General features: G+C 73.8%; 19 protein-coding genes, 2 pseudogenes and 1 riboswitch. Of the genes and pseudogenes, 6 read left to right on the top strand and 15 right to left on the bottom strand.

Annotation, left to right across the window (positions count from 1 at the left end; genetic code table 11):
• Nucleotides 1–76 precede the first annotated feature (76 nt).
• Nucleotides 77–1,513, bottom strand: a complete 1,437-nt coding sequence (locus BLR33_RS28795) for a gamma-aminobutyraldehyde dehydrogenase (RefSeq protein WP_407639735.1) — start codon at nt 1,511–1,513, stop codon at nt 77–79.
• A 194-nt stretch (nt 1,514–1,707) separates the two neighbouring features.
• Between BLR33_RS28795 and BLR33_RS28790 the strand changes: the two genes are divergently transcribed.
• From BLR33_RS28790 to BLR33_RS28770, 5 genes are all read left to right on the top strand, one after another.
• Nucleotides 1,708–2,184 carry an Lrp/AsnC family transcriptional regulator gene (locus BLR33_RS28790; protein ID WP_093787611.1) on the top strand — a complete coding sequence of 159 codons (477 nt, stop codon included), beginning with the start codon at nt 1,708–1,710 and terminating at the stop codon, nt 2,182–2,184.
• Between the two features lie 2 nt (nt 2,185–2,186).
• Entirely contained in the window at nt 2,187–3,557 is a 1,371-nt protein-coding gene (locus tag BLR33_RS28785; protein WP_093787567.1) for an aspartate aminotransferase family protein, read from the top strand.
• A gap of 223 nt (nt 3,558–3,780) precedes the next feature.
• Nucleotides 3,781–4,509: an ABC transporter ATP-binding protein gene (locus BLR33_RS28780; RefSeq protein ID WP_093787566.1), complete on the top strand. Its 729-nt coding sequence runs from the start codon at nt 3,781–3,783 to the stop codon at nt 4,507–4,509.
• A 478-nt stretch (nt 4,510–4,987) separates the two neighbouring features.
• Nucleotides 4,988–6,109, top strand: a complete 1,122-nt coding sequence (locus BLR33_RS28775; protein ID WP_093787565.1) for a hypothetical protein — start codon at nt 4,988–4,990, stop codon at nt 6,107–6,109.
• Nucleotides 6,110–6,479: 370 nt separating this feature from the next.
• A complete protein-coding gene (locus BLR33_RS28770; protein ID WP_093787564.1) occupies nt 6,480–7,625 on the top strand; it encodes an LOG family protein in 1,146 nt (381 codons plus the stop codon).
• Nucleotides 7,626–7,700: 75 nt separating this feature from the next.
• Here the strand turns inward: BLR33_RS28770 and BLR33_RS28765 are convergent, their stop codons facing one another.
• The 9 genes from BLR33_RS28765 to rpsB all read right to left on the bottom strand — a co-directional run bounded on the left by BLR33_RS28765 (nt 7,701) and on the right by rpsB (nt 17,734).
• Nucleotides 7,701–8,726, bottom strand: a complete 1,026-nt coding sequence (locus BLR33_RS28765; protein WP_093787563.1) for an ABC transporter ATP-binding protein — start codon at nt 8,724–8,726, stop codon at nt 7,701–7,703.
• The gene (locus BLR33_RS28760) at nt 8,723–10,501 is read right to left on the bottom strand and encodes an ABC transporter permease (RefSeq protein WP_245771731.1); all 1,779 of its coding nucleotides are present in this window, start codon (nt 10,499–10,501) and stop codon (nt 8,723–8,725) included. Before BLR33_RS28760 ends, BLR33_RS28765 begins: the two co-directional genes overlap by 4 nt.
• Nucleotides 10,480–11,580 (bottom strand): thiamine ABC transporter substrate-binding protein, encoded by a 1,101-nt coding sequence (locus tag BLR33_RS28755; RefSeq protein WP_093787562.1) that lies wholly within the window; start codon nt 11,578–11,580, stop codon nt 10,480–10,482. Before BLR33_RS28755 ends, BLR33_RS28760 begins: the two co-directional genes overlap by 22 nt.
• Nucleotides 11,574–11,698: riboswitch (TPP riboswitch) on the bottom strand. It overlaps the preceding gene by 7 nt.
• Before the next feature lie 81 nt (nt 11,699–11,779).
• Nucleotides 11,780–12,910, bottom strand: a complete 1,131-nt coding sequence (rlmN, locus tag BLR33_RS28750) for a 23S rRNA (adenine(2503)-C(2))-methyltransferase RlmN (RefSeq protein ID WP_093787561.1) — start codon at nt 12,908–12,910, stop codon at nt 11,780–11,782.
• Nucleotides 12,911–13,073: 163 nt separating this feature from the next.
• Nucleotides 13,074–14,048, bottom strand: coding sequence for a phosphatidate cytidylyltransferase (locus tag BLR33_RS28745; RefSeq protein WP_407639734.1), 975 nt, complete (start codon nt 14,046–14,048; stop codon nt 13,074–13,076).
• A gap of 121 nt (nt 14,049–14,169) precedes the next feature.
• Nucleotides 14,170–14,727: a ribosome recycling factor gene (gene frr, locus BLR33_RS28740; protein WP_093787609.1), complete on the bottom strand. Its 558-nt coding sequence runs from the start codon at nt 14,725–14,727 to the stop codon at nt 14,170–14,172.
• A gap of 37 nt (nt 14,728–14,764) precedes the next feature.
• Nucleotides 14,765–15,604 carry a UMP kinase gene (pyrH, locus tag BLR33_RS28735; protein ID WP_093787559.1) on the bottom strand — a complete coding sequence of 280 codons (840 nt, stop codon included), beginning with the start codon at nt 15,602–15,604 and terminating at the stop codon, nt 14,765–14,767.
• A gap of 248 nt (nt 15,605–15,852) precedes the next feature.
• On the bottom strand, nt 15,853–16,689 hold the full coding sequence (gene tsf, locus BLR33_RS28730) for a translation elongation factor Ts (RefSeq protein ID WP_093787558.1): 837 nt from the start codon (nt 16,687–16,689) through the stop codon (nt 15,853–15,855).
• A 139-nt stretch (nt 16,690–16,828) separates the two neighbouring features.
• The gene (gene rpsB, locus BLR33_RS28725) at nt 16,829–17,734 is read right to left on the bottom strand and encodes a 30S ribosomal protein S2 (RefSeq protein ID WP_093787557.1); all 906 of its coding nucleotides are present in this window, start codon (nt 17,732–17,734) and stop codon (nt 16,829–16,831) included.
• Between the two features lie 283 nt (nt 17,735–18,017).
• Between rpsB and BLR33_RS37010 the strand changes: the two are divergent.
• Nucleotides 18,018–19,031, top strand: a pseudogene (locus BLR33_RS37010) (peptidoglycan DD-metalloendopeptidase family protein); the annotation flags it as partial.
• A gap of 422 nt (nt 19,032–19,453) precedes the next feature.
• Here the strand turns inward: BLR33_RS37010 and BLR33_RS28715 are convergent.
• The 5 genes and pseudogenes from BLR33_RS28715 to BLR33_RS28695 form a co-directional block, all read right to left on the bottom strand.
• Nucleotides 19,454–20,011 carry a TetR/AcrR family transcriptional regulator gene (locus BLR33_RS28715; protein WP_093787556.1) on the bottom strand — a complete coding sequence of 186 codons (558 nt, stop codon included), beginning with the start codon at nt 20,009–20,011 and terminating at the stop codon, nt 19,454–19,456.
• Between the two features lie 47 nt (nt 20,012–20,058).
• On the bottom strand, nt 20,059–20,898 hold the full coding sequence (gene whiG, locus BLR33_RS28710; RefSeq protein WP_093787555.1) for an RNA polymerase sigma factor WhiG: 840 nt from the start codon (nt 20,896–20,898) through the stop codon (nt 20,059–20,061).
• A gap of 287 nt (nt 20,899–21,185) precedes the next feature.
• Nucleotides 21,186–22,574 carry a DNA-processing protein DprA gene (gene dprA / locus BLR33_RS28705; protein ID WP_093787554.1) on the bottom strand — a complete coding sequence of 463 codons (1,389 nt, stop codon included), beginning with the start codon at nt 22,572–22,574 and terminating at the stop codon, nt 21,186–21,188.
• On the bottom strand, nt 22,574–24,280 hold the full coding sequence (locus tag BLR33_RS28700) for a YifB family Mg chelatase-like AAA ATPase (protein ID WP_093787553.1): 1,707 nt from the start codon (nt 24,278–24,280) through the stop codon (nt 22,574–22,576). The genes dprA and BLR33_RS28700 overlap by 1 nt, the downstream gene beginning before the upstream one ends.
• Nucleotides 24,280–24,682: pseudogene (locus tag BLR33_RS28695) on the bottom strand (YraN family protein). The gene BLR33_RS28700 and the pseudogene BLR33_RS28695 overlap by 1 nt, the downstream one beginning before the upstream one ends.
• Nucleotides 24,683–24,734 lie beyond the last annotated feature (52 nt).

Genomic DNA, 24,734 nt, shown 5'->3' with positions numbered 1-24,734 from the left:
CGCCCCGCGCCCATGGGTTCGCATCAAGGCACCCGGGTGCCGCCTCGCCACCAGGGTGCTCAGGGCGCTGAAGTGCTCAGGCGTCCAGCGACGTCATCACGTGCTTGATCCGCGTGTAGTCCTCGAAGCCGTAGGCCGACAGGTCCTTGCCGTAGCCGGACTCCTTGAAGCCGCCGTGCGGCATCTCGGCGACCAGCGGGATGTGGGTGTTGATCCACACGCAGCCGAAGTCGAGCTTCTTGGACATCCGCATGGCGCGGCCGTGGTCGCGGGTCCACACCGAGGAGGCGAGGCCGTACTCGACGTCGTTGGCCCACTCCACGGCCTGCTCCTCGTCGCGGAACGGCTGCACGGTGATGACCGGCCCGAACACCTCGCGCTGCACGATCTCGTCGTCCTGGCGCACGCCGGAGACGACCGTGGGGGCGTAGAACCAGCCCTCCTCGCCGACCCGGCGGCCGCCGGTCTCCACCTTGGCGTGGGCGGGCAGCCGCTCGATGAAGCCGGCCACCTGGGCGAGCTGGCGCTCGTTGTTGAGCGGGCCGTAGAGCACGTCCTCGTCGTCGGGCAGGCCGGTCTTGGTGGCGGCGGCGGCCTTGGTGAGGGCGGCGGTGAACTCGTCGTGGATCGACTCGTGCACCAGCACGCGGGTGGCGGCGGTGCAGTCCTGCCCGGCGTTGAAGAAGCCGGCCACCGCGATGTCCTCGACCGCCTTGGGGATGTCGACGTCCTCGAAGACCACGACCGGTGCCTTGCCGCCCAGCTCCAGGTGCACCCGCTTGACGTCCTTGGCGGCGGACCCGGCCACCTCCTTGCCGGCCCGCACCGAGCCGGTGATGGACGCCATCGCGGGCACCGGGTGCTCGACCATCAGCCGGCCGGTGTCGCGGTCGCCGCAGACCACGTTGAAGACACCCTTGGGCAGGATGCCGCCGAGGATCTCGGCGAGCAGCACGGTGGAGGCCGGGGTGGTGTCCGACGGCTTGAGCACCACCGTGTTGCCGGCGGCGATGGCCGGCGCGAACTTCCACACCGCCATCATCATCGGGTAGTTCCAGGGGGCGACCTGCGCGCACACCCCGACCGGCTCGCGCCGCACGATCGAGGTCATGCCCTCCATGTACTCGCCCGCGGAGCGGCCCTCCAGCATCCGGGCGGCGCCGGCGAAGAACCGGATCTGGTCGACCATCGGCGGGATCTCCTCGCTGGCGGTGAGCGCCAGCGGCTTGCCGGTGTTCTCGCTCTCGACCGCGATGAGCTCGTCCGCCCGCACCTCCACGGCGTCGGCGATCCTCAGCAGCGCCTTCTGCCGCTCGGCCGGAGTGGTGTCGCGCCAGCCGGGGAAGGCCGCCTTGGCGGCGGCCATGGCCGCGTCCACGTCGGCCGCCCCGGACAGCGGGGCGACCGCGTAGGCCCGCCCGGTCACGGGGCTGACCACCTCGGTGGTGCGCCCGTCGGCGGCGTCGCGGAATTCTCCGTCGATGTAGTTGCGCAGAGTACGGAGTTCGGTCACGGCGCTTGCTCCCTGAGGGTCACGGAGGTTCATGTCCAAGAAGTGAGACGACGCCCAGCTTAACGCCAGGACTGCCGTATTCGACACACCCGCCATGCCAGAACAACCGATTCGGTGTTACAGCTGGCTTACGGCAACGGAATTCATCGTGCAAGGCTTGCGGGACCGCCGACCTCTCCTGCACAGTGGTGCGCGTGGCCACTCGTGACATGAACGGCGCCCCGGGCTCCATGGACGCCGTCTCCAAAGCGATCATCGAACAGCTCCAGGAGGACGGGCGCCGCCCGTACGCGGCCATCGGCAAGGCGGTGGGGCTGTCCGAGGCGGCCGTACGGCAGCGGGTGCAGAAGCTGCTGGACCAGGGCGTGATGCAGATCGTCGCGGTGACCGACCCGCTCACCGTGGGCTTCCGCCGCCAGGCCATGGTCGGCATCACCGTGGAGGGCGACCTGGAGCCGGTCGCCGACGCGCTCGCCGCCCTCGACGAGGTCGAGTACGTCGTGATCACCGCCGGCTCCTTCGACCTGCTGGTGGAGATCGTCTGCGAGGACGACGACCACCTGCTGGAGCTGGTCAACAAGCGCATCCGGGCGCTGCCCGGCGTGCGCGCCACCGAGAGCTTCGTCTACCTCAAGCTGCGCAAGCAGACCTACACCTGGGGAACCAGATAGCCATGACCTCTCCGAACGCTGACCCGTCGAAGACCGCGTACGACCACCTGTGGATGCACTTCACCCGCATGTGGTCCTACGAGGACGCCCCGGTGCCGACCATCGTGCGCGGTGAGGGCAGCTACATCTACGACGACCACGGCAAGCGCTACATCGACGGGCTGTCCGGCCTGTTCGTGGTGAACGCCGGCCACGGCCGCCGGGAGCTGGCCGAGACCGCCGCCAAGCAGGCGCAGGAGCTGGCCTACTTCCCCATCTGGAGCTACGCCCACCCCAAGGCGGTCGAGCTGGCCGAGCGGCTGGCCGGCTACGCGCCGGGCGACCTGAACAAGGTCTTCTTCACCACCGGCGGCGGCGAGGCGGTGGAGACCGCCTGGAAGCTCGCCAAGCAGTATCACAAGCTGACCGGCAACCCCACGAAGTACAAGGTGATCTCCCGGGCGGTCGCCTACCACGGCACCCCCCAGGGCGCCCTGTCCATCACCGGTCTGCCCGCCCTGAAGGCGCCCTTCGAGCCGCTGGTGCCCGGCGCCCGTAAGGTGCCCAACACCAACATCTACCGCGCGCCCCTCTTCGGCGACGACCCCGAGGCGTTCGGCCGCTGGGCCGCCGACCAGATCGAGCAGCAGATCCTCTTCGAGGGCCCCGAGACGGTCGCGGCGGTCGTGCTGGAGCCGGTGCAGAACGCCGGCGGCTGCTTCCCGCCGCCCCCCGGGTACTTCCGCCGGGTGCGCGAGATCTGCGACCGGTACGAGGTGCTGCTCGTCTCCGACGAGGTGATCTGCGCCTTCGGCCGGCTGGGCACCATGTTCGCCTGCGACAAGTTCGACTACGTGCCGGACATGATCACCTGCGCCAAGGGCATGACCTCCGGCTACTCGCCGATAGGAGCGTGCATCGTCTCCGACCGGGTCGCCGAGCCCTTCTACTCCGGGCGGAACACCTTCCTGCACGGCTACACCTTCGCCGGCCACCCCGTCTCGGCCGCCGTCGGCCTGGCCAACCTCGACATCTTCGAGCGCGAGCAGCTCAACCGGCACGTGCTCGACAACGAGGCCGCCTTCTTCGCCACCCTGAACCGGCTGCACGACCTCCCGATCGTCGGCGACGTGCGCGGCAACGGCTTCTTCTACGGCATCGAGCTGGTGAAGGACAAGGAGACCAAGGAGACGTTCACCGCCGAGGAGACCGAGCGCGTCCTGTACGGCTTCCTGTCCAAGGCGCTCTTCGACGCCGGGCTGTACTGCCGGGCCGACGACCGCGGCGACCCGGTGGTGCAGCTGGCCCCGCCGCTCATCTCCGACCAGGCGCTCTTCGACGAGATCGAGGACGTGCTGCGCTCGGTGCTCACCGACGCGTGGAAGCAGCTGTAGCCGCCCCTGTACGTCCCCGGGTCCCGGGCGGCCGGTCCTCACGGGCCGGCCGCTCGCCCGAACGGGCGCCCCCGGGCCGTGCCGCGGCCGCGTCTGCCCGGCCCGCGCGGGCGGGCCTCCTACCGTGCCGGGGAGTGACCGCACTCTCCCCGGGCTCGTTTCCGGTGTGAACGGCCGCGCCTGGCGCGCCCGGGAGACGACACGCGACCCGCGGAGGTACGGCATGGAGACCCCGCCCGACATCGACCTGCTGCGGGCCCGTGGCCTGTGCCACTCCTACCGCGACTCCCCCGCGCTGACCGGGGTGTCCCTCGAGGCGCGGGCCGGCGAGATCCTCGCGCTGGCCGGCCCCAGGGGCGCGGGCAAGACGACGCTGCTGCGCTGCCTCTCCGGCCAGATCGTGCCCGACGAGGGCGAGGTGGCCTTCGAGGGCACCGCCCTTGCGACGCTGCCGGAATCCGCCCGCGAGCGGCTGCGCCGGGACCGCTTCGGCTGGATCGGCGCCGACGCGCAACTGCTGCCGGAGCTCAACGCCTGGGAGAACGCCGCGCTGCCGCTGCTGCTGCGCGGCGAGCGCGCCAAAGCGGCGCGCAAGGCCGCCCAGGAGTGGCTGGACCGGCTGGACATCGGCGAGGCGGCCCGGCGCAGACCCGGAGTGCTCCCGCCGGCCGCGCAGCAGCGCGTGGCCGTCGCCAGGGCGCTGGTGGCGGAGCCCGCGGTGGTCTTCGCCGACGAGCCGACCGCCACGCTGCACTGCGGCGACCGCGCCCAGGTGCTGCGCACCCTCACCAGCGCGGCCCGCACCCACGGCATCACGGTCCTGCTCGCCACGAGCGACCCGGAGACCGCCCGCTTCGCCGATCGCACGGTCGCCCTGGTCGACGGGCGCCACGGCGCCCTCTCCCCGGCCCGCAGCCTCGACCCGACCCAGCCATGGCCGGCAAGCGTATGAGCGCGCCCACGACCGTGGGGCGCCGCACCGCATCAAGGGCGTCCCTCCGCAGCACTTGGGTGTCGGCCGGCACCCAGGAGGCGAGCCGCGCACCCCAGGAGACCGGGCCCGGACACGCACCCATGGCGGCCAGGTCACTCCGCGCGCACCAGACGCCCAGGTGCCGGCTCGCGCCCACGGCCCTCAGGCACCTGAGCACACCACCCCAGGGCGAGGGATCGGCCCAGACCCCGCAGACAAGCTCCGCGTCCATGGGGGCCAGGTCGCTCACCGCGCACCAGGCGCACGGGTGCCAACTCGCGCCCACGGCATTCAGGCGCCCAGGCAGGCCGCCCCAAGGCGAGGCATCAGCCGACACCTCGCAGACAGCTTTCGCGTCCATGGGACCCAAGTCGCTCAGTGCACACCAGGCGTGCGGGTGCCGCCGCGACACTCAGGAATCCGGGCGGCTGGGCGTCCATGGCGAGGGGGTGCGGGGGTGCTGAGTCTTCGGGTGCTCAAGGGGTCGGGGCCGGCGGCTGCTTCGCGCTGGCTGCTGGTGGGGCTCGCGTCCTGCGGGACCGGGCTGCTGTTGCTCGGCGCGCTCGGGTGGGCGCTGGCGCATCCGAACGCCGGTACCTCGGACGCAGTGGTGCGGCTCGGCTGGTGCGTGGTCCCGGTCGTGGTCACCGTGCAGCTGGCGGTCGCCGTTGCCAGGGCACAGCCGGCGGCCTGGCCGCGGGCCGGGCTGGACGCGGCGGGCCTGGGCCGCAGCGGGCTGGTGCTGCTGGGCGCGGCGAGCGCCGCGGTGGTGTGCGCCGCGGGCAGCGTGGTGGCGCTGCCGCTCTTCCTGCTGCTGCGCGGCGACCTGGCCGGCGGCCCGTACCACGGCATCGCCCCAGGGCTGCTCGCCACCGGCCACCACCTGCCGCCCGCCGGTGTGGTGACCCTGCTCGCGGTGGTCCCCGTGGCCGCGGGCGTGACCGCGGCCACAGGGCGGCTGGGCACCGGGCGCCGCACCTCATCCGATGAGCCCTCGGGCACCCCGTCCGGGCTGCCCTGGGGTATCGCCCTGGTGGCCGCGGGGCTCGGGGTGGAGGCGGGCGCCCCCGGCGGCCACGACATCCCGCTGCCCAGCGGCCTGGGCTCCATCGCGTCCGCCGCGGCCGGCGGCTGGGTGCTGGCCGCCGTGGGCCTGGTCCTCGCCGGGCCCGGCCTGGTCCACCTGGGCGGGCGGCTGCTGGCCGCTTTCCGCCCCGGCGCGATCCGGCTGCTGTCGGGCCGGGCGCTGCAGCAGGAAGCGCACCGGATCGGCCCGCCGCTCGGCCTGCTCTCGGCGGCCACGGCCGCGGCCGTCTCGGCGCACGGGCTGCGGCCGGGCCACCCGCTGGGCCACGTCACCGTCTTCGCGGCCACGCTGGTCGCGGTGTGCGTCCTGGCCATCGCCGCCATGGCCGCGGTGGAGTCGCGCAGCACGCGCCGACCTGCCGCCGCCACGATGCGCGACCTGGCCGTCTCCCCCGCGGTGCTGCGCTCGGTGCTCGCCCTGCGCGCCGGGGTGCTGCTGGTGGCCTTCCTGCTGCCGGCGCTCCTCGTCGCCGCCATGTCGCCGAAGCCCTAGCCGGGCACCCGCGCGCTGCGCCGAGTCGGCGTCGTGGGTCGCGCCTCCAGGATGCCCGGGCGGTACGGCTCCGCCTCCGACCCCGTGCCGGCCGCGGGAGCCGGCGCGGCCGTATCGCCGCCCCCGCGAAGCCCGCGCTTCGAGACCGGCGCCGAGACACCGTACCGGCGAAGCCGCGATCCAAGGGCCTGAACGGCGGCCGGGCCCGTACCGGCCGCCCCGCACCGGCAAGGCAGTGACCGGCCTGGCCCAGCCGCCTCCGCGGGGCCCGTACCGAGCCGGCGTCACTCGCGTAGCCGCCCGCGACACCTCCCCCGCCGGCCGCCGAGGCACCCGGCCCAGCCGTGGCCGCGCACGCTAGGGTGCAGGCGTGCCCACCCACACTCCCCCCACCGATGTCCCGCACCCGCCGCAAGACCCGCGCAAGGCCAGGAAGATCGAAACGCTGGAGGAGTTCGACGAGGTCGCCCTGAGCGGGTCGTTCGCCGGCTGCCGGGTGCAGGCGGTGGATCTGACGGAGCGGACCTTCGCGCTGCTGGTCACCGACACGGCGCAGGCGGTGTTCCTCGGCTGCCCCATGGAGCCGCAGGCGCTGGCGCACGTGCGCGCGGGCGGGGCCCTGGTCTTCCCGCCGATACCGGACCTGCCCTTCGATCCCTACCGGGCGGCGCCCTACACCCCCGACGAGCTCTACGCCGGGCTCGCCGAGGACGGCTACCCGGCGACGCCCGACGCCCTGACCCACGCCTGGGCGCAGCGCACCGCCGCCGAGGAGGACGTGTTCGCCTCCATGCTGCGCTCCATCCACGACGACGCGGTCTCCGTCGCCCTGGACGACCGGCTGCGCGGGCAGCGCGTGGTCGGCGTCATGGGCGGGCACGCCCTGCGGCGCGGCACGGCCGACTACGAGGGCGCGGCGCGGCTGGGGCGGGCGCTGGCCCGCGAGGGCCTGACCGTGGTGACGGGCGGCGGCCCCGGCGCCATGGAGGCGGTCAACCTGGGCGCCTATGCGGCGCCCTATGACGACGTGATGCTCGGCAAGGCGCTCGAACTGCTGGCGCGGACACCCTCGTACCACCCCTCGGTGGGCGACTGGGCCGCGGCCGCCTTCGCGGTGCGCGAGCGCTGGCCGGACGGCGGGCCGTCCTGCAGCCTGCCGACGTGGTTCTACGGGCACGAGCCGTCGAACCCGTTCGCCGCGCACATCGGGAAGTTCTTCGCCAACGCCACCCGCGAGGACGGCCTGCTGTCGCGCTCCACCTCGGGCGTGGTGTTCCTGCCGGGCGCGGCGGGCACCGTGCAGGAGGTCTTCGAGGCGGCGACGCCGAACTACTACCTCTCGCGCGGCGCCCCGGTGCCGCTGGTCCTGGTGGACCGGGCGCACTGGACGGAAGAACTGCCGGTGTGGCCGCTGCTGGAGGCCTTGGCGGCCGGTGAGGCGATGGCGGCGCGGATCGCCCTGGTGGACGGCGTGGACGAGGTGCCGCAGGCGCTGGAGCGGCTGGCAGGGGCCTGAAACGTGGCCCGGCTTGGGGCTCGGGCGATGCCTTGAAAGGCCGTCAGAAGCCCTTTGAGCGGCTCCTGGGCCCCGTCAGGGCAGTACCACCACGTCCTCGGGGTCGAAGGACACCGTGACGCGCTCGCCGACGTCGGGCGCGTCCCGCAGGCCGCACTCGGCGTCCAGCCACGGTCCCCGTTCGGGGCGCAGCCGCAGCACGACGTGGCCGCCGCGGAAGCCGCGGGCCGCGACCTCGCACGGCAGCCCGGCGCCGCCGTCGAGCCTGACCCCGGTGGGGCGCACGAGTACCCGCCGCCGCCCCTGCGGACCGGCGTCCGGCACGGCCAGCCGGCCCCAGGCCGTCTCGGCCACGGCACCGCTGACGTCGGCCTCGGCGATGTTGTCGAAGCCGAGGAAGCGGGCGACGAACTCCGAGGCGGGGCGCCGCCACACCTCCAGGGGTGTGCCCGCCTGCTCGATCCGGCCGTCGCGCATCACCACCACCCGGTCGGCGAGCGCGAACGCCTCGCTCTGGTCGTGGGTGACGGCGAGCACGGTGGTGCCCAACCGGTCGAACAGCCGCCGCAGTTCGACCACGAGGCGGTCCCGCAGCGAACGGTCGAGCTGCCCCAGCGGCTCGTCGAGCATGAGCAGCCTCGGCTCGGGCGCGAGGGCGCGGGCCAGGGCGACGCGCTGCTGCTCGCCGCCGGAGAGCGTCGCCACCGCCCGGGCGCCCGCCCCGGGCAGGCCCACCATGTCGAGCAGTTCGGCGGTGCGCTCCTCGCGTCGCCCGCGCGGCACCTTGTGCATGCGCGGGCCGAAGGCCACGTTGCCGCCGACATCGCGCTGCGGGAAGAGCTGGTGGTCCTGGAACATCAGCCCGACGCCTCTGCGGTGCGGGGGCACGCCGGCCTGGTCGGCGCCGTCCAGCAGCACCCGCCCGGCGTCCAGGGGTTGCAGCCCGGCGACAGCCCGCAGCAGCGTCGACTTGCCGCTGCCGCTGGGGCCGAGCACGCACACCGTCTCGTGGGCGGCGACCTCCAGTGTCACCGCGTCCAGGGCGGTCCGCGCGCCGAACCGAACGGTGGCCGCCTCGATGCGCAGCAGCGGCCCGCTCATCGGGCCCGCCCGGCGGGTTCGGCGGGTTCGGCCGCCAGGGGGCGGGGGCCGGCCGCGCCTGCGTCGGGCGCCTTTGCGGCAGGGGTCTGCGGGCCGGGCACCGCGGGGGTGCGGGCGGCGTGCGGGGACGACAGCGGGACCTCCAGGATGAGCAGGCAGGCCGCGCACACCACCATGAGGATGGTGCTCAGGGCCATCGCCTGGCCGTAGTTCATCTCGCCGGGCCGGCCGAGCAGGCGGGCGACGGCCACCGGCAGGGTGGGGCTGTCGGGGCGGGCGATGAACACCGTCGCCCCGAACTCGCCCAGCGACACCGCGAAGGCGAACCCGGCGGCGATGCCCACCGCCCGTGCCACCAGCGGCAGTTCGACCTCGCGCCAGACCCGCAGCGGCGAGGCGCCCAGCACCGCGGCGGCCTCGCGCAGCCGCTGGTCGACCGCCCGCAGCACCGGCAGCATCACCCGTACGACGAACGGCACCCCGACCAGGGCCTGCGCCAGCGGCACCAGCAGCCAGGAGTCGCGCAGGTCCAGCGGCGGCTTGTCGAGGCTGATCAGGAAGCCGAAGCCCACGGTGACGGCCGAGGTGCCCAGCGGCAGCATCAGCAGCGCGTCGAAGCCGCGCATGACCCGGCCCGCCCGCCGGGTCAGGGCGGCCGCGGCCAGGCCGCCGATCAGCAGCGCGATACCGGTGGCGGCGGCCGCGTACCGCAGCGAGTTGCCGATGGCCTGCAGCGGCGGGACCAGGAACGTGCTGTCGTCGCCGACCGAGCCGAGCGCGCGGTAGAAGGCGAACCCGTAGCCGTGCGGGCCGTCCAGGGAGCGGGCGGCGAGGACCGCGAGCGGCAGCACGATCAGGACGGCGACCACGGCGAGCACCGCGGCCAGCAGCGCGCGCTCGCCGCCGCGCGGGCGGTGCGCGGTGCCGGCCGCGTCCACCAGGCGCAGCGCGGACTCCCGGCGCCGCAGGGTGCGGGCGTGCACGGCGAGGATCGCCACCACGGCGGCGAGTTGGAGCAGGGTCAGGACGGCCGCGGCGGGCAGGTCGAAGATCTCGGCGGTCTCCCGGTAGATCTCGACCTCCAAGGTGGCGCGGGTGGGGCCGCCCAGGATCTGCACGACACCGAAGGAGGTGAAGGTGAACAGGAAGACCATCACACCGGCCGCGGCGACGGAGGGGGCGAGCGCGGGCAGGGTGACGCGCCGCCAGGCGGCGAACCGGCCGGCGCCGAGCACCCTTGCGGCCTCCTCCTGGCGCGGGTCGAGCTGGGCCCACAGGCCGCCGACGGTGCGGACCACCACGGCGTAGTTGAAGAAGACGTGCGCGATGAGGATCGCCCACACCGAGGTGTCCAGGCGCGCGCCGAAGAGCGTGTCGGTCAGCCCGCCGCGGCCGAGCAGCGCCAGGAACGCCGAGCCGGCCACCACCGTGGGCAGCACGAACGGCACGGTGACCACGGCCCGCAGCAGGCGCCTGCCGGGGAAGTCCAGGCGGGCGAAGACGTAGGCGCCGGGGAGGGCGACGGCCAGGGTGAGCGCGGTGGAGGCGGCCGCCTGCCAGCAGGTGAACCACAGCACGTGCCGCACCGAGGGGTCGCCGAGCACGTCGCCGATCCGGCCCCACTGCCACCTGCCGCCCTGGCGCAGGCCGCGCCCGACGATCGCCGCCACCGGGTAGGCGAAGAAGGCGGCGAAGAAGGCGAGCGGCAGGGCGGTCAGGCCGAGGCCGACGGCGAGGGGGCGCAGCCGGGCGGCTAGAGGACGAGGCCGTTCCACGTCTTCACCCAGTCGTCCCGCACGGCGGCGATCTTCGCCGGGGGCAGCGTGTTCGGGTGGTCGATCCGCGCCCCGTACTTCGTGAACACCGCCGGCTCCTTGGCCCCCTTGACGACCGGGTCGACGTACATCTGCAGCGGCATGTCCTGCTGGAAGGCGGTGCTCAGCATGAAGTCGATGAACGCCTTGCCGCCGGCGGGGTTCTTCGCGCCGTGCAGCAGACCGGCGAACTCGATCTGCCGGAAGCAGGTGCCGGTCGACACCCCGACGGGCGACTGCGCGGGCGGCGGGTTGACGCCGACCACCTCGGCGGGCGGGCTGGAGGCGTAGGAGACGACCAGCGGCCGGTCGCCGCCCGCCTTGCGGCCGGCCGAGGAGCCGGAGAAGTCGCTGTCGTACGCCTGCTCCCAGCTGTCGACGACCTTCACGCCGTTGGCCTTGAGCTGCTTCCAGTAGCCCTGCCACCCGTTGTCGCCGTAGACGGCCGCGCTGCCCAGCAGGAAGGCCAGGCCCGGCGAGGAGGTGGAGACGTTCTCGGTGACCAGCAGGTTCTTGTACGCCGGCTTGGCGAGGTCGGCGAAGGTCTGCGGCGGGGCGAGGTGGTGGGAGGTGAAGTAGGCGCGGTCGTAGTTGACGCACACGTCGCCGGAGTCGATGGGCGTCACCCGGTGCTTGCCGGCGTCGAGTTGGACGTCGGCGGGGACCCGGTCCAGGCCCTTGGCGGTGTAGGGGTCGAACAGGCCGTTGTCGAGCGCCCTGGACAGCAGGGTGTTGTCGACGCCGAAGAAGACGTCGCCGCGCGGGTCGTCCTTGGTGAGGATCGCCTGGTTGACCGCCGCGCCGGCGTCGCCGCCGCGCAGCACCTTGACGGTGTAGCCGGTCTCCTTGGTGAACTGCGCCAGCACCGACTTCGAGGCGGCGAAGGAGTCGTGGCTGACGACGGTGACGGTCTTCGAGGGCTTGCCCGATGCCTTGGCGCCGGACCCGCCGCCCGAGCCGCCGCACCCGGCGAGCGCGACACCGCCCGCGGTGGCCAGGACGAGCGCGCCCATGGCACGCCGACGGATGCTGCTGTTCATCTGTGGTGACTCCCTACGCCGGCATGACCCGGATCAGGTTGGAGGGTCTGCGGCCTTCGGGGATCCCGTCCCCGGCCGCACTCTCAGCGCCGTCTCAGGCGCTCCCCTGTCGGATGTTCACTTGTGTGCCCGTACGACCGCCGTACAACCGCTCGCCCGTACGTTCCCCCTGGTGTCCAGGGTGGACCATACCAGCAGGTCAGCGTTCGGCGGCCGCCAGCTGCCCGCAGGCTCCGTCGATCTCCTGGCCGCGGGTGTCCCGCACGGTCACCGGGACGCCGTGGGCCGCGAGCGCGGCGACGAACGCTCGCTCGTCCTCGGGGCGGGAGGCGGTCCACTTCGAGCCGGGGGTGGGGTTGAGCGGGATCAGATTGACGTGCACCCGGTGGTTCTTGAGCAGCCGGCCCAGCCGGTCGGCCCGCCACGCCTGGTCGTTGACGTCGCGGATCAGGGCGTACTCGATGGACACCCGGCGGCCGGAGACGTCGGCGTAGTGCCAGGCGGCGTCCAGCACCTCGCGCACCTTCCAGCGGGTGTTGACGGGCACCAGGGTGTCGCGCAGCTCGTCGTCGGGGGCGTGCAGGGACACCGCGAGGCGGCACTTGAAGCCCTCGTCGGCGAAGCGGTACATGGCGGGCACCAGGCCGACGGTGGAGACGGTGATGCCGCGCTGGGACAGGCCCAGGCCGTCGGGCGCCGGGTCGGTGAGACGGCGGATGGCGCCGACCACCCTGGAGTAGTTGGCGAGCGGCTCGCCCATGCCCATGAAGACGATGTTGGAGAGCCGGTCCTGCCCCTCGCCGCCCTGGGCGCCCTCCGCGGCGGGCACCTCCCCGTCGCGCAGGGACCGCATGCCGGCGACGATCTGGTGGACGATCTCGGCGGTGGACAGGTTGCGGTCCAGACCGGCCTGGCCGGTGGCGCAGAACGGGCAGTTCATGCCGCAGCCGGCCTGCGAGGAGATGCACATGGTGACGCGGTCGGGATACCGCATGAGCACCGACTCCACGAGGGTGCCGTCGAAGAGCCGCCACAGTGTCTTGCGGGTGGCGCCGTCGTCGCAGGAGGCGTGCCGCACGACGCTCATCAGCTCGGGCAGCAGGTCGCCGGCGAGCTTGCCGCGGGCGGCGGCGGGGATATCGGTCCAGGCGGCGGGGTCGTCGGCGAAGCGGGCGAAGTAGTGCTGCGAGAGCTGCCTGGCCCGGAACGGCTTCTCGCCGAGCGCGGCCACCGCCTCCTTCCGCTCGGCGGGCGACAGGTCGGCAAGGTGCCGCGGGGGCTTCTTGGCCCCGCGCGGCACGGCAAAGGTGAGCTCTCCGGGTGCAGGCATGATGCCTACCAGTGTCGCAGATCGCGGGAGGTGCCCGGCCGCCGCGCGGGCGGCGGTTGCTGCCACCCGGCCGCCAGGCCGGTCGCGGCGCGGTGCCGGGCCGTCCCCCGGGCGCTGCTCCGGCCTCTCGTCAGCCTGTACCGGGCCTGAAGTGGGCCAGTGCTCAGCCCTGGCCGACGAAGGCGACCAGGAGGAGCCAGGCGATGGGGGCGGTGGGGAGCAGGGAGTCCAGGCGGTCCATGATGCCGCCGTGGCCGGGCAGCAGGGTGCCCATGTCCTTGATGCCCAGGTCGCGCTTGATCATGGACTCGCCCAGGTCGCCCAGGGTGGCGCTGGCCGCCACCGCCAAGCCGAGCAGCAGGCCCTGCCACCAGTGGCCGTCGTCGATCGTGTACTGCAGGAGCAGCGCGCCCGCGACCATGGCGAAGGTGATGGCGCCGATCAGGCCCTCGCGGGTCTTGCCGGGGCTGATCCGCGGCGCGAGCCGGTGCTTGCCGAACCGCCAGCCGACCGCGTAGGCGCCGGTGTCGCTGACCACGGTGAGCACCAGGAAGACCAGCACCCGGCGGGGACCGTCGTCCGCGGCGAGCATCATGACCACGAAGGTGGCCAGGAAGGGCACGTAGAAGGCGGCGAAGACGCCGGCGGTGACGTCCCTGAGGTAGTCGTGCGGGGGCTGGGCCATCCGCCAGACCAGGACGGCGAGCGCGGTGAGCCCCATGGCGATCCAGGCGCCCTGGGCGCCCGAGGTGTAGCCGGCGATCACCATGGCGGTGCCGCCGAGCGCGAGCGGGGCGAGCGGGGCCCGGATGCCTTTGCGCTCGGCGAGCCGGGAGGTCAGCTCCCACAGGCCGACGACGACGGCGACGACCACGACGCCGACGAAGACCGCCTTGACGATGAAGAGCGCGGCCAGGATCACCACGCCGAGGCCGACGCCCACCCCTATCGCCGCACGCAGGTCGCGGCCCGCGGACTTCTTCGCCGGTGCCGGCGGCGGGGCCGCGGGCGCGGGGGGCGGCTCGTGGGCGGGCGGGGGTGGCGGCATGGCAGAGATCTTCCTCCTGGCCCCGGGTTCCACCGCGGGACCCGCCGTACGGCCGGCGCGTGGCGAAGCGCCCCAGGAAGAGTGGTTCACGGAGCGTCGCCTCGCGTCGTCGGTCGGGTGTGGGTCGATGGTGCGGGGTGGTGTGGTGCTGCCGGAGAGGACAGGAGGCACCGGGAGGTGCCGGGGCACGCCGGCAGGTGCTGCCGGGAGGTCAGACCTCCAGCAGCTCGGTCTCCTTGTGCTTGAGCAGCTCGTCGATCTGCGCCACGTACTTGGCGGTGGTGTCGTCGAGCTCCTTCTCCGCGCGGCGCACCTCGTCCTCGCCGGTCTCGCCGTCCTTGACCAGCTTGTCCAGGGTCTCCTTGGCCTTGCGGCGGACGCTGCGGATGGAGATCTTGGCGTCCTCGCCCTTGGTCTTGGCGACCTTGATGTACTCGCGCCGGCGCTCCTCGGTGAGCTGCGGGAAGACCACCCGGATGATCCGGCCGTCGTTGCTGGGGTTGACGCCCAGGTCGGAGTTGCGGATCGCCTCCTCGATGTTGCGCAGGCTGCTGCTGTCGAAGGGGGTGATCACCGCCATGCGGGGCTCGGGCACCGCGAAGGAGGCGAGCTGGTTGATCGGGGTGATCGTGCCGTAGTACTCGGCGACGATCTTGTTGAACATCGCCGGGTGGGCGCGGCCGGTGCGGATCGCCGCGAAGTCGTCCTTGGCCACGGCGACGGCCTTCTCCATCTTCTCCTCGGCCTCGAGGAGTGTCTCTTCAATCACCATGTGCTCCTGGTTTTCAGAAGGCAGAACCCGGCGGTCAGGCCCGGGTGCCGTGGTCGTTGACCAGCGTGCCGATCTTCTCACCCCGGACGGCGCGGGCGATGTTGCCCTCGGCGAGCAGTTCGAAGACCACGATGGGCAGCTTGTTGTCCTGGCAGAGGGTGATGGCGGTGAGGTCGGCCACCCGCAGGTCGCGGGCGATGACCTCGCCGTACTCCAGCGCGTCGAACCGGACCGCGTCGGGGTTGTGCTTGGGGTCGGAGTCGTAGACGCCGTCCACCCCGTTCTTGCCCATCAGCATCGCCGCGGCGTCGATCTCCAGGGCGCGCTGGGCGGCGGTGGTGTCGGTGGAGAAGTAGGGCATGCCCATGCCGGCGCCGAAGATCACCACCCGGCCCTTCTCCAGGTGCCGGATCGCCCGCAGCGGGATGTACGGCTCGGCGACCTGGCCCATGGTGATGGCGGTCTGCACCCGGGTCTCGATGCCCTCCTTCTCCAGGAAGTCCTGGAGGGCCAGGCAGTTCATCACGGTGCCGAGCATGCCCATGTAGTCGGAGCGGGCCCGGTCCATGCCGCGCTGCTGGAGTTCGGCGCCGCGGAAGAAGTTGCCGCCGCCGAGCACCACGGCGATCTCGTAGCCGTCGCGGACGACCGCAGCGATCTCCCGCGCGATGGTGTGCACGACGTCGGGGTCGACGCCGAGGCCGCCGCCGCCGGAGAACGCCTCGCCGGAGAGCTTCAGCAGGAAGCGGCGGGGGGCGACGCCGGCGCGGGCGAGACCTGCGGGCGCGGCCCGGCCGCGGCCGCCGGCTTGGTCGGGAGCCTGGTCGGCGCTGCGGCCGGCGGCCTTGTCGGCGCCTTCGGCACCAGCATCCATGGGAGTTCTCCTCGTGCACGTACCAAGAAGGCCATTGCCGTGGGTCCTCGACGGTTCCCGATACGGCAATGGCCTCCTCGTCACCTCTGCGGCCGGCCGGTGGGCGGCCGATCGCGTACGACCCTAGCGGGGCCGTCCGTCTTTCGCCGGGCGGACGCCGGGAGCGGCCGCCCGGACGCGCTGCCGCGGCGGCGCCGCGGGCGCGTGGTGCGCGCCCCGCGCCAGCCGGCCGCGGCCCCGGGGCGCGGTCAGACGCCGACGCGGAAGCGCGCGAAGCGCTTCAGCGTGACGCCGGCCTCGTCCAGCACCTTCTGCACGGTCTTCTTGTTGTCGCGGGCGAAGGCCTGCTCCAGGACGACGTTCTCCTTGAAGAAGCCGTTCACCCGGCCTTCGACGATGCGCGCCAGGGCGGCCTCGGGCTTGCCCTCCTCGCGGGCGGTGGCCTCGGCGACGCGGCGCTCGTTCTCCACCGTCTCGGCGTCGACGTCGTCGCGGGTGAGGTACTTCGGCGCGAAGGCGGCGATGTGCTGGGCGACGTCCTTGGCGGTCTGCGCGTCGGCCTTGTCCAGCTCGACCAGCACGCCGACCTGCGGGGGCAGGTCCGGGCTGGTGCGGTGCAGGTAGGAGGCGACGAAGCCGTCGGAGAACTGGGCGAAGCGGTCGAGCACGATCTTCTCGCCGAGGGTGGCGTTGGCCTCGTCCACGTACGCCTGGACCGTCTGGCCGGGCTTGATCTCGGACGCGAGCAGCGCCTCGATGTCGGCCGGCTTGCTGGTGGCGACGTGCGCGGCGATGGCGTCGGCGACGGCGACGAACTTCTCGCCCTTGGCGACGAAGTCGGTCTCGCACTTGAGCTCGACGAGGACGCCCTCGCTGTTGTCCTCGGCGATGAGGGAGACCACGGCGCCGTTGGAGGCCGAGCGGCCCTCGCGCTTGGTGACGCCCTTCTGGCCCTTCACGCGGAGGATCTCGACGGCCTTGTCCAGGTCGCCTTCAGCCTCGGTGAGGGCGTTCTTGCAGTCCATCATGCCCGCGGCGGTCAGCTCGCGGAGCTTCTTGACGTCGGCGGCGGTGAAGTTCGCCATGAGTCAGGTCTCTTCCCGAATGGTCGGTGGATCTACGGGTGAACGGCGGGGGCGTGTGGCCCCCGCCGTTGTCACGCGTGGTGCGGTCCGGGCAGGCCCGGGGCACCTCCCGGGCGCCGGGTGGGCGCCCGAGGGAGGGTCAGCCCTGGGTGGTGTCGCCCTCGGCGGCCGGCGCCTCGGCGGGGGCCTGCTCGGCCTCCGCGGCGGGGGCCTCGGCGGCCTCGGGGGCGGCGGTCTCGGCGGCGGGGGCGGTCTCGCCCTCGTCGGCCTTCTTCTCGCCCTCCAGCAGGTCGCGCTCCCACTCGGCGAGCGGCTCGGCGGCGCCCTCGGCCTTCTTGTCACCGGTCGCGGCGCCGGAGCGGGCGATCAGGCCCTCGGCGACGGCGTCGGCGATGACGCGGGTGAGGAGGGTGACGGAGCGGATCGCGTCGTCGTTGCCCGGGATCTTGTAGTCGACCTCGTCGGGGTCGCAGTTGGTGTCGAGGATCGCGACGACCGGGATGCGGAGCTTGCGCGCCTCACCGACGGCGATGTGCTCCTTCTTGGTGTCCACGATCCAGACGGCGCTGGGCACCTTCTGCATCTCGCGGATGCCGCCGAGGGTCTTCTCCAGCTTGTCCTTCTCGCGGGAGAGGACCAGCAGCTCCTTCTTGGTCAGGCCCGAGGCGGCCACGTCCTCGAAGTCGATCTCCTCGAGCTCCTTCAGGCGCTGCAGGCGCTTGTAGACGGTCGAGAAGTTGGTGAGCATGCCGCCCAGCCAGCGCTGGTTGACGTAGGGCATGCCGACGCGGGACGCCTGCTCGGCGATGGCCTCCTGCGCCTGCTTCTTGGTGCCGACGAACATGATGGAGCCGCCGTGCGCGACGGTCTCCTTGACGAACTCGTAGGCGCGGTCGATGTACGACAGCGACTGGAGCAGGTCGATGATGTAGATGCCGTTGCGCTCGGTGAAGATGAAGCGCTTCATCTTCGGGTTCCAGCGGCGGGTCTGGTGCCCGAAGTGGACGCCGCTCTCCAGCAGCTCCCGCATCGTGACGACGGCCATGGCCGTACTCCTTGAGGTACTCGGTTGTCGCGGCAGCCGGACGGCGGCCGCGCCTGACGTCCCGACGCGCCGTGCCACGAGGGACCGAGGGGCGCGGCCACCGCCCCGAGGACCAGGAGTCCGGGGTGGGTGGCGGGGCGTGCGAAGTCGACCCGGTGACCCGGGTCGCCGTTGAAAGTGTACGGGACCGGCGGAGCCCCGGGCGACACCGAGTCGTCGGCAGCGCACTGCCCCTGTTGGTTATCCACAGGGCGGGGACCAAGATCATCGCGACGGGTGCCGGATGCGCCATGGTGAGGGCGTGGTCCCCGGTCCGGTGGCCGGCGAGGGCCGGCCGTCCGGGGACGACGGTGAACGGCGGTGGACGGCGGTGGACGGGGATGGTGGTGCGGTGGTGGCGGCGGTTCGGGCGGTGAGAGCGGGGTCGGCGGGCTCGGCCCGGCCGATGGGGGGCGCGCGGTCGAGCGGGTGCGCTCGGCTCGGCGGGCTTGCTCGGCTCAGCGGGTCCGCTCGGCTCGGCAGGCTTGCGCGGTGGGCCGGGCGGGGGGCGGCTGGCACTCCGGACGGTCGGAGGCCGACGGGCGGGGTGGCTGAGGCTCCAGCCGGGCAGACGCGAGCCGACGCGGTGATCGGGGTTCCCGCCGGGCAGACGCGAGCCAGCTCGGTGACTGGGATGCTCGCCGGGCAGCTCGCCGCTCGGCGGGACGCGGTGGCCGCTGCGGTGGCGGCGGTGCTGTGGTGGGCGCTGCTCGCGGGGCCGGTGGCAGCGGCCTCGGTTCCGGCTGCAGTCCCGGCAACGGTCCCGGCTGCGGTCCCGGCTGCGGTTCCGACAACGGTCCCGGCAACGGTCCCGGCGGCGCTTGCGGTTTCGCCCCCGTCTCCGACTGCGGCCTCGGCTCCGGGCGGTGCCGGGTGCGCGAGCAGCGGGGCGCAGATGCGGTGCTGGCCGGTGGCGGGGCCGGGGGTGCGCGGGCGGCCGCTGGTGCTGCGCGGGTTCGAACCGCCGGCCTCGCCGTGGGGCGCGGGACACCGCGGGGTGGATCTGCGGGCCGGTCCTGACGCGGTCGTACGGGCGGTGGCGGCGGGTGAGGTGGCCTTCGCCGGACCGGTGGGCGGGGTGCCGGTGGTGGTGGTCGCCCTGCCGGGCGGGCTGCGGGTGACGTACGAGCCGGTGCGGGCGTCGGCAGCGGTGGGGACGCGCGTCTCGGCGGGCGACCGGGTCGGGGTGGCCGTGGCGGGCGGACCCGCGCACTGCCCGGGCGCGTGCCTGCACTGGGGCCTGCTGCGAGGTGACGTCTACCTCGACCCGCTCTCACTGCTGCCGGCCGCCCTGCGCCGCTCGGCCCCGCCCCGACTGCTCCCGGTCGACGGAGTGCCGCTCGGAGCGGCGCTCGACGGGTCGGCACACAGCGGCCTGCCCGGTGGGGCACCGTTCAGGATGGCAGCGCTGAGCGGGGCGGCGTTGTGCCGGGTGCCGTGGGGCTCAACGCCGCGTGTTGTATCGCCTCGTGCGGCGCCGTTCGCCGGGGCACTGCTGGGGACGGCACCGCTCGGCAGGCTGCCCGGCGGTGTAGGAGCAGGCCGACGCGGCGCCGACGGTGTCCCGGCGGACCGCGTCGAGGCGGAGCGCGCCACAGCAGACCACGGCACGACCAGCGGTGCCGGGGCAGCTCGTGCCAGGGCAGCCCGCGCCAGGACAGCCCGCGCCGGGGCGGGGGGTCAGCCGGTGACGCCGTGGAGGGCGATGGCGACGGCGGTGTCCACGATGGCGGCGGGCACCTCGGCGGCGCCGAGTTCGATACGGCGGACCGCGGCGTCCACCACACCTTGCAGCAGCACCGCGGTCAGCCGCGGTTCGGGGTGGCCGAGGTCGCCGAGGGCGGCGACGATCATGGCGATCAGGCCGCCGTGGGCGGCGCGGATCTTCTCGCGGGCGCCCGCGTCGAGTTCGCCGGCGGAGATCGCCACGACCGCGCGGTGCCTGCGGTCACCGACCAGGGTGAGCTGCGTGCGGACGTACGCCTCGATCTTGTCCGCCGGGGACTCCGCGGCCTGCATGGCGGCCTCGACCTCGGCGGCCCAGACGGGGAAGTCGGCCGCGCACAGCGCCTCGACCACGGCACCGCGCGAGCGGAAGTACTCGTAGACCGAGGAACGGGCGAGGCCGGTGCGCTCGGCCAGGGCCGGGAAGGTGAGGGCTTCGGTGCCGCCCTCGGAGAGCAGGGCGCGGGCGGCGTCCAGCAGGGCGCTGCGCTGCATCGTACGGTGCTCGGCCACCGAGGCCGCTCGGATTCTCGGCATCCTCCCACTGTAGACAGTCCGGCTCAGCGGGCTCCCATGTCGGCCAGCTTCGCCCGCAGTTGCAGGACGGACTTGGTGTGGATCTGGCTGACCCGGCTCTCGGTGACGCCGAGCACCTGGCCGATCTCGGCGAGGGTGAGGCCCTCGTAGTAGTAGAGGGTGACCACGGTCTTCTCGCGCTCGGGCAGCGTGTTGACGGCCCGGGCGAGCAGCCTGCGCAGCTCGCGGTCCTCGGCGACCTGGACGGGGTTGTCCGCGCCGGTGTCCTCCAGGGTGTCCACCAGGCTGAGCCGACCGCCGCTCTCGCCGCCGACGTGCAGCAGCTCCTCCAGCGCCACGACGTTGGCGAGCGAGAGGGCGCTGAAGACGCCGTGCAGTTCCTCGACGCCGACGCCCATCTCGGCGGCGACCTCGGGCTCGGAGGGGGTGCGGTGGAGCTTGGCCTCCAAGGTCGCGTAGGCGCGCTCGACGGCGCGGGCCTTCTGGCGGACCGAGCGCGGGATCCAGTCCAGCGCGCGCAGTTCGTCGATCATGGCACCGCGGATGCGGGTGATGGCGTAGGTCTCGAACTTGATCGCCCGGTCCGGGTCGAACTTCTCGATGGCGTCGATCAGCCCGAACACTCCCGAGGAGACGAAGTCGGCCTGCTCGACGTTGGCCGGCAGCCCGACACTGACCCGGCCCGCCACGTACTTCACCAGCGGCGAGTAGTGCAGGATCAGCTGCTCGCGCAGCCGGGCGTCCCCCGTTTCCTTGTAGGCCCGCCACAGCGCGTCGATCGAGGTGGGCGCGGCGGGCCGGACGGCGGCAGGGGCGGTGGTCACTGCCGTCGCCCGTTCGGTCCCGGGGGTGTGCTGGGGCATGCGTCGTTGTACGCCGTTCTGCCGTGAAGTGGGCGGGGAATCGGACCTCCGCGAGCGTAGCGTGACCATAGTGTCGCTCATTGCTACGACGTCCGTGGGGGACATGCGCAGATACGTTCCCTCTGCGGGTACGGGCCCCGCGGACCGGTGGCGCGGTCCGCGCGGCGGCCGGGCGGCTGTGCGGGCAATGATGTCCCGCCGTCCGCGCCCGCGCGGTCCGCAGTGTGAACGCCGCAGGTCACGGCGTTTCCGTGTCACCTGATGGTGTGTCGGCGGCGTCAACGCGATCACCGTCCCGTCCGGTCCGCCGAGGTACGGACCAATCGCCAGCTGCCGCCCTCGCGGGCCACGAAGCCGAGCGCCAGCAACTCGTGCAGCCGCCCCAGCGTGTCGGCCACCGTGGTACCCGCGGCCTCGGCGATCTCCCGCTCGCCCGCCGGACCGCGCGCGGGCAGCGCCTCCAGTACCCGCGCCGTCCCCGGGCCCAGCCGGTCCCTGGGCAGCACCGGACCGCGCCGCACCGGGGCCAGGTCCGCGCCGATCCGTCCGACCAGCTCGACCACCTCGGCCGCGTCCGTCACCAACGCCGCCTCCCCGCGCAGCAGTTCGTGCACCCCTTCGGACAGCCCGCTGGTGCACGGCCCGGGCACCCCCATGGTGATCCGGCCCAGTTCCGCCGCCCGGCGGGCCGTGATCAGCGAACCGCTGCGGTACTTGGCCTCGACCACCACGGTGCCGCGGGTGAGCGCGGCGATCACCCGGTTCCGCGTCACGAACCGCGACCGCGTCGGGTGGTCGCCCGGCGGCAACTCCCCCACCAGCAGACCGTCTTCGGCGATGCGGTCGATCAACCCGGCATTGCGCGGGGGATACGGCACATCGATGCCGCCGGCCACCACGCCGATCGTGGCACCACCCGCCTCCAGGGCGGCCCGGTGCGCCGCTCCGTCCACGCCGAACGCCGCCCCCGACACCACCACCCAGCCGGCCCCCGCGAGCCCCGCGCCCAGCCGCACCGCCATGTGCGTCCCGTAGTCCGTGCATGCCCTGGCGCCCACGACCGCGACTGAGCGCAGCGCCCACAGCCGCAGCGAGGGCCGCCCGCGCACCCACAGCCCGAACGGCCGCCGCAGGCCCAGGTCGTCCAACTGCCCGGGCCAGTCCGCATCCCCGGGGCACAGGAACCGGCCCCCGGCACGGTGCGCGGCCGCCAGGTCCGCCAGCGGATCGGCCCGCGCGGCCCGGATCGCGTACCGCTCGGCCCTCTGTGCGGTCGCCCCCGCCAGCCGCCGCCCCTCGCGTGCGGCCCGCACGGTCTCGACCGGGCCCCACTCGGCGAGCGCCCGCCCCACCACCTCGTCGCCCGGCTCGGCCACCCGCGTCAGCGCCACCCTCGCCAGGCGCTCCTCCCACCCGACGACAGCCCCGGCCCCCTCCACCCCCACGAGCGAGCCGTCCTCGTACGCCCCGCGCAACCACCTTTCCCAGCGCCTGTGTTCGTCCCCGGCACCGACCCGCGCGGCGGTCTCCTCCTTCCCCAACGCGCCCTCCCACTCGTGATCCGCTCCCCCCTTCTCCCGGTCGCCCGGCGCCGAATTCCGTTCCGCCGCGCCCTCCTCGGGCAGAGGGACCCGCTCGGCGGCAGCGGCTCCCCCGGCCTTCTCCGGTTCGGGCATCACACGCCTCCTCCCACTGCCGCCACTCCTCTGGACACTCCTGAGCGGAGCTGGAGGGCGAGCAGGACGTGGTCGGGCGTGGGGCAGGGGCTGGCCGCGAGGTCGGCGAGGGTCCAGGCGACGCGCAGGACCCGGTCCAGGCCCCGGGCGGTGAGCAGCCCGCGCTCCATGTCCCGTTCGACCGGGCGCAGGGCGCCGGGGGCGACGTGCCAGCGGGTGCGCAGTTCGTGGCCGGGCACCTCGCTGTTGAGCCGCCAGGGCGTGTCCGCGTACCGGGCGGCCGCGCGGGCGCGGGCCTCGCGGACCCGGGCGGCCACCACTGCCGTGGGCTCCCCGCCCACGTTGCCGCCCGCCGCCCCGATCAGCTCCGAGCGGCTGACCGGGTCGACCTCCACCCGCAGGTCCACCCGGTCCAGCAGCGGACCGGAGAGCCGGGCCTGGTAGCGGCGGACCGAGGCGGGCGAGCAGTCGCAGCCGCCGAGCAGCGAGTACCGCCCGCAGGGGCACGGGTTGGCGGCCAGCACAAGCATGAAGCGGGCCGGCAACCGCATCACTCCGGCCGCCCGGGCGACCACGACGTGCCCCGACTCCAGCGGCTGGCGCAGCGCCTCCAAGGACTGGACGCTGAATTCGGGCGCTTCGTCCAGGAAAAGCACGCCTCGGTGCGCCAACGAGACCGCTCCCGGCCGGGGCAGTCCGCTGCCGCCGCCGACGAGCGCGGGCATGGTGGCCGAGTGGTGCGGCGCGCAGTAGGGCGGGGTGTCCACCAGAGGGCGCCCGGTGGGCAGGATGCCCGCGACCGAGTGGACCGCGGTGACCTCCAGGGCCTCGCGCTGGGTGAGCGGCGGCAGGATGCCCGGCAGCCGCTCGGCGAGCATCGTCTTGCCCGCGCCCGGCGGGCCCTTGAGGTACAGGTGGTGTCCCCCGGCCGCGGCCACCTCCAGGGCGAGGCGTGCCTCGCGCTGCCCGGCGACGTCCGCGAGGTCCGGGCAGCCCGGTGCGCCGCGCTGGTTCGCGTCGAGCCCGCCCGCGCCCTCGGCGAGTCGCGTCGCGGCCGGCCGCCCACGACCGCCGGCACCGGGGAAGCCCGTCGCGAGCCCCGTGCCCACGCCGCCGCCCGGCAGGGCCAGCCCCGCGAGCATCGGGTCGGGCCGGTCGCCGGAGTCGTACTCGTCCGGCTCCTCGGGCACCGTCTCGTCGTTGAGCACCGCGACCAGTTGCCGCAGGCTGCGCACGCCCAGCACCGACACGCCCGGCACCAGGGACGCCTCCGCGGTGGTCTGCTCGGGCACCACCACGTGCTTGTACCCGGCGTCGGCGGCCGCCAGCACGGCGGGCAGCACGCCCCGGACCGGGCGGACCCGGCCGTCCAGGCCCAGCTCGCCGATCATCATCAGGTCCGCGATCGACGAGGGCGCGATCCGCTCGTTCGCGGCGAGGACAGCGCAGGCCACCGCCAGATCGAACCCCGAACCTCCCTTGGGCACCGAGGCCGGGCTCAGTCCCACGGTGAGCTTCTTCTGCGGCCAGGTCTCGCCGCTGTTGACGATCGCGGCCCGGACCCGGTCGCGACTCTCGGTCAGGCTCTTGTCGGGCAGGCCGACCAGTGCGAAGGCGGCGAGCCCCGGCTCCAGGTCCGCCTGGACCTCGACCACCACCCCCTCGACGCCGATCAGGGCCACCGAGCACGTACGCGCGAAGCCCATCACGCCACCCCCCTGGCGTGCTCGACGCGGGGTGCGCCGCGCTCGGGCAGGACGACGCCGATCAGGTCGATGCGCACGCCGCCCGGCGGCGATCCGCCGTGCTCGGCGGCCCACCTCTCGGCGAGCGAGCGCAGCCGGGCCGCCTTGTGCGGGCCGAGTGCCGCCATCGGATGCTGGAACGGCCCCTCGCGCCGGGTCTTCACTTCGCAGACGACCAGCGCGTCACCGTCAGCCGCGACGATGTCGATCTCACCGCGGCGGCCGCACCGCCAGTTCCTCGCCAGGACATGCAGCCCGGCTGCTCCCAGCGTGCGGGCGGCCAGATCCTCGCCGTACCGCCCCAGCGCACCTCGTGCGTTCATGAGTACCACCTCCGTCACTGACTGTGACAGAGTCGGGCACCCCGAAGACGATCTTGAAAGCCGGCCTGTGGATAACTCCGGTCGAGCCCTGG

The organism is Actinacidiphila guanduensis (assembly GCF_900103985.1).
In the GTDB taxonomy this organism is placed as follows: Bacteria; Actinomycetota; Actinomycetes; order Streptomycetales; family Streptomycetaceae; genus Actinacidiphila; species Actinacidiphila guanduensis.
This window is presented reverse-complemented; position numbering and strand designations above follow the sequence as displayed.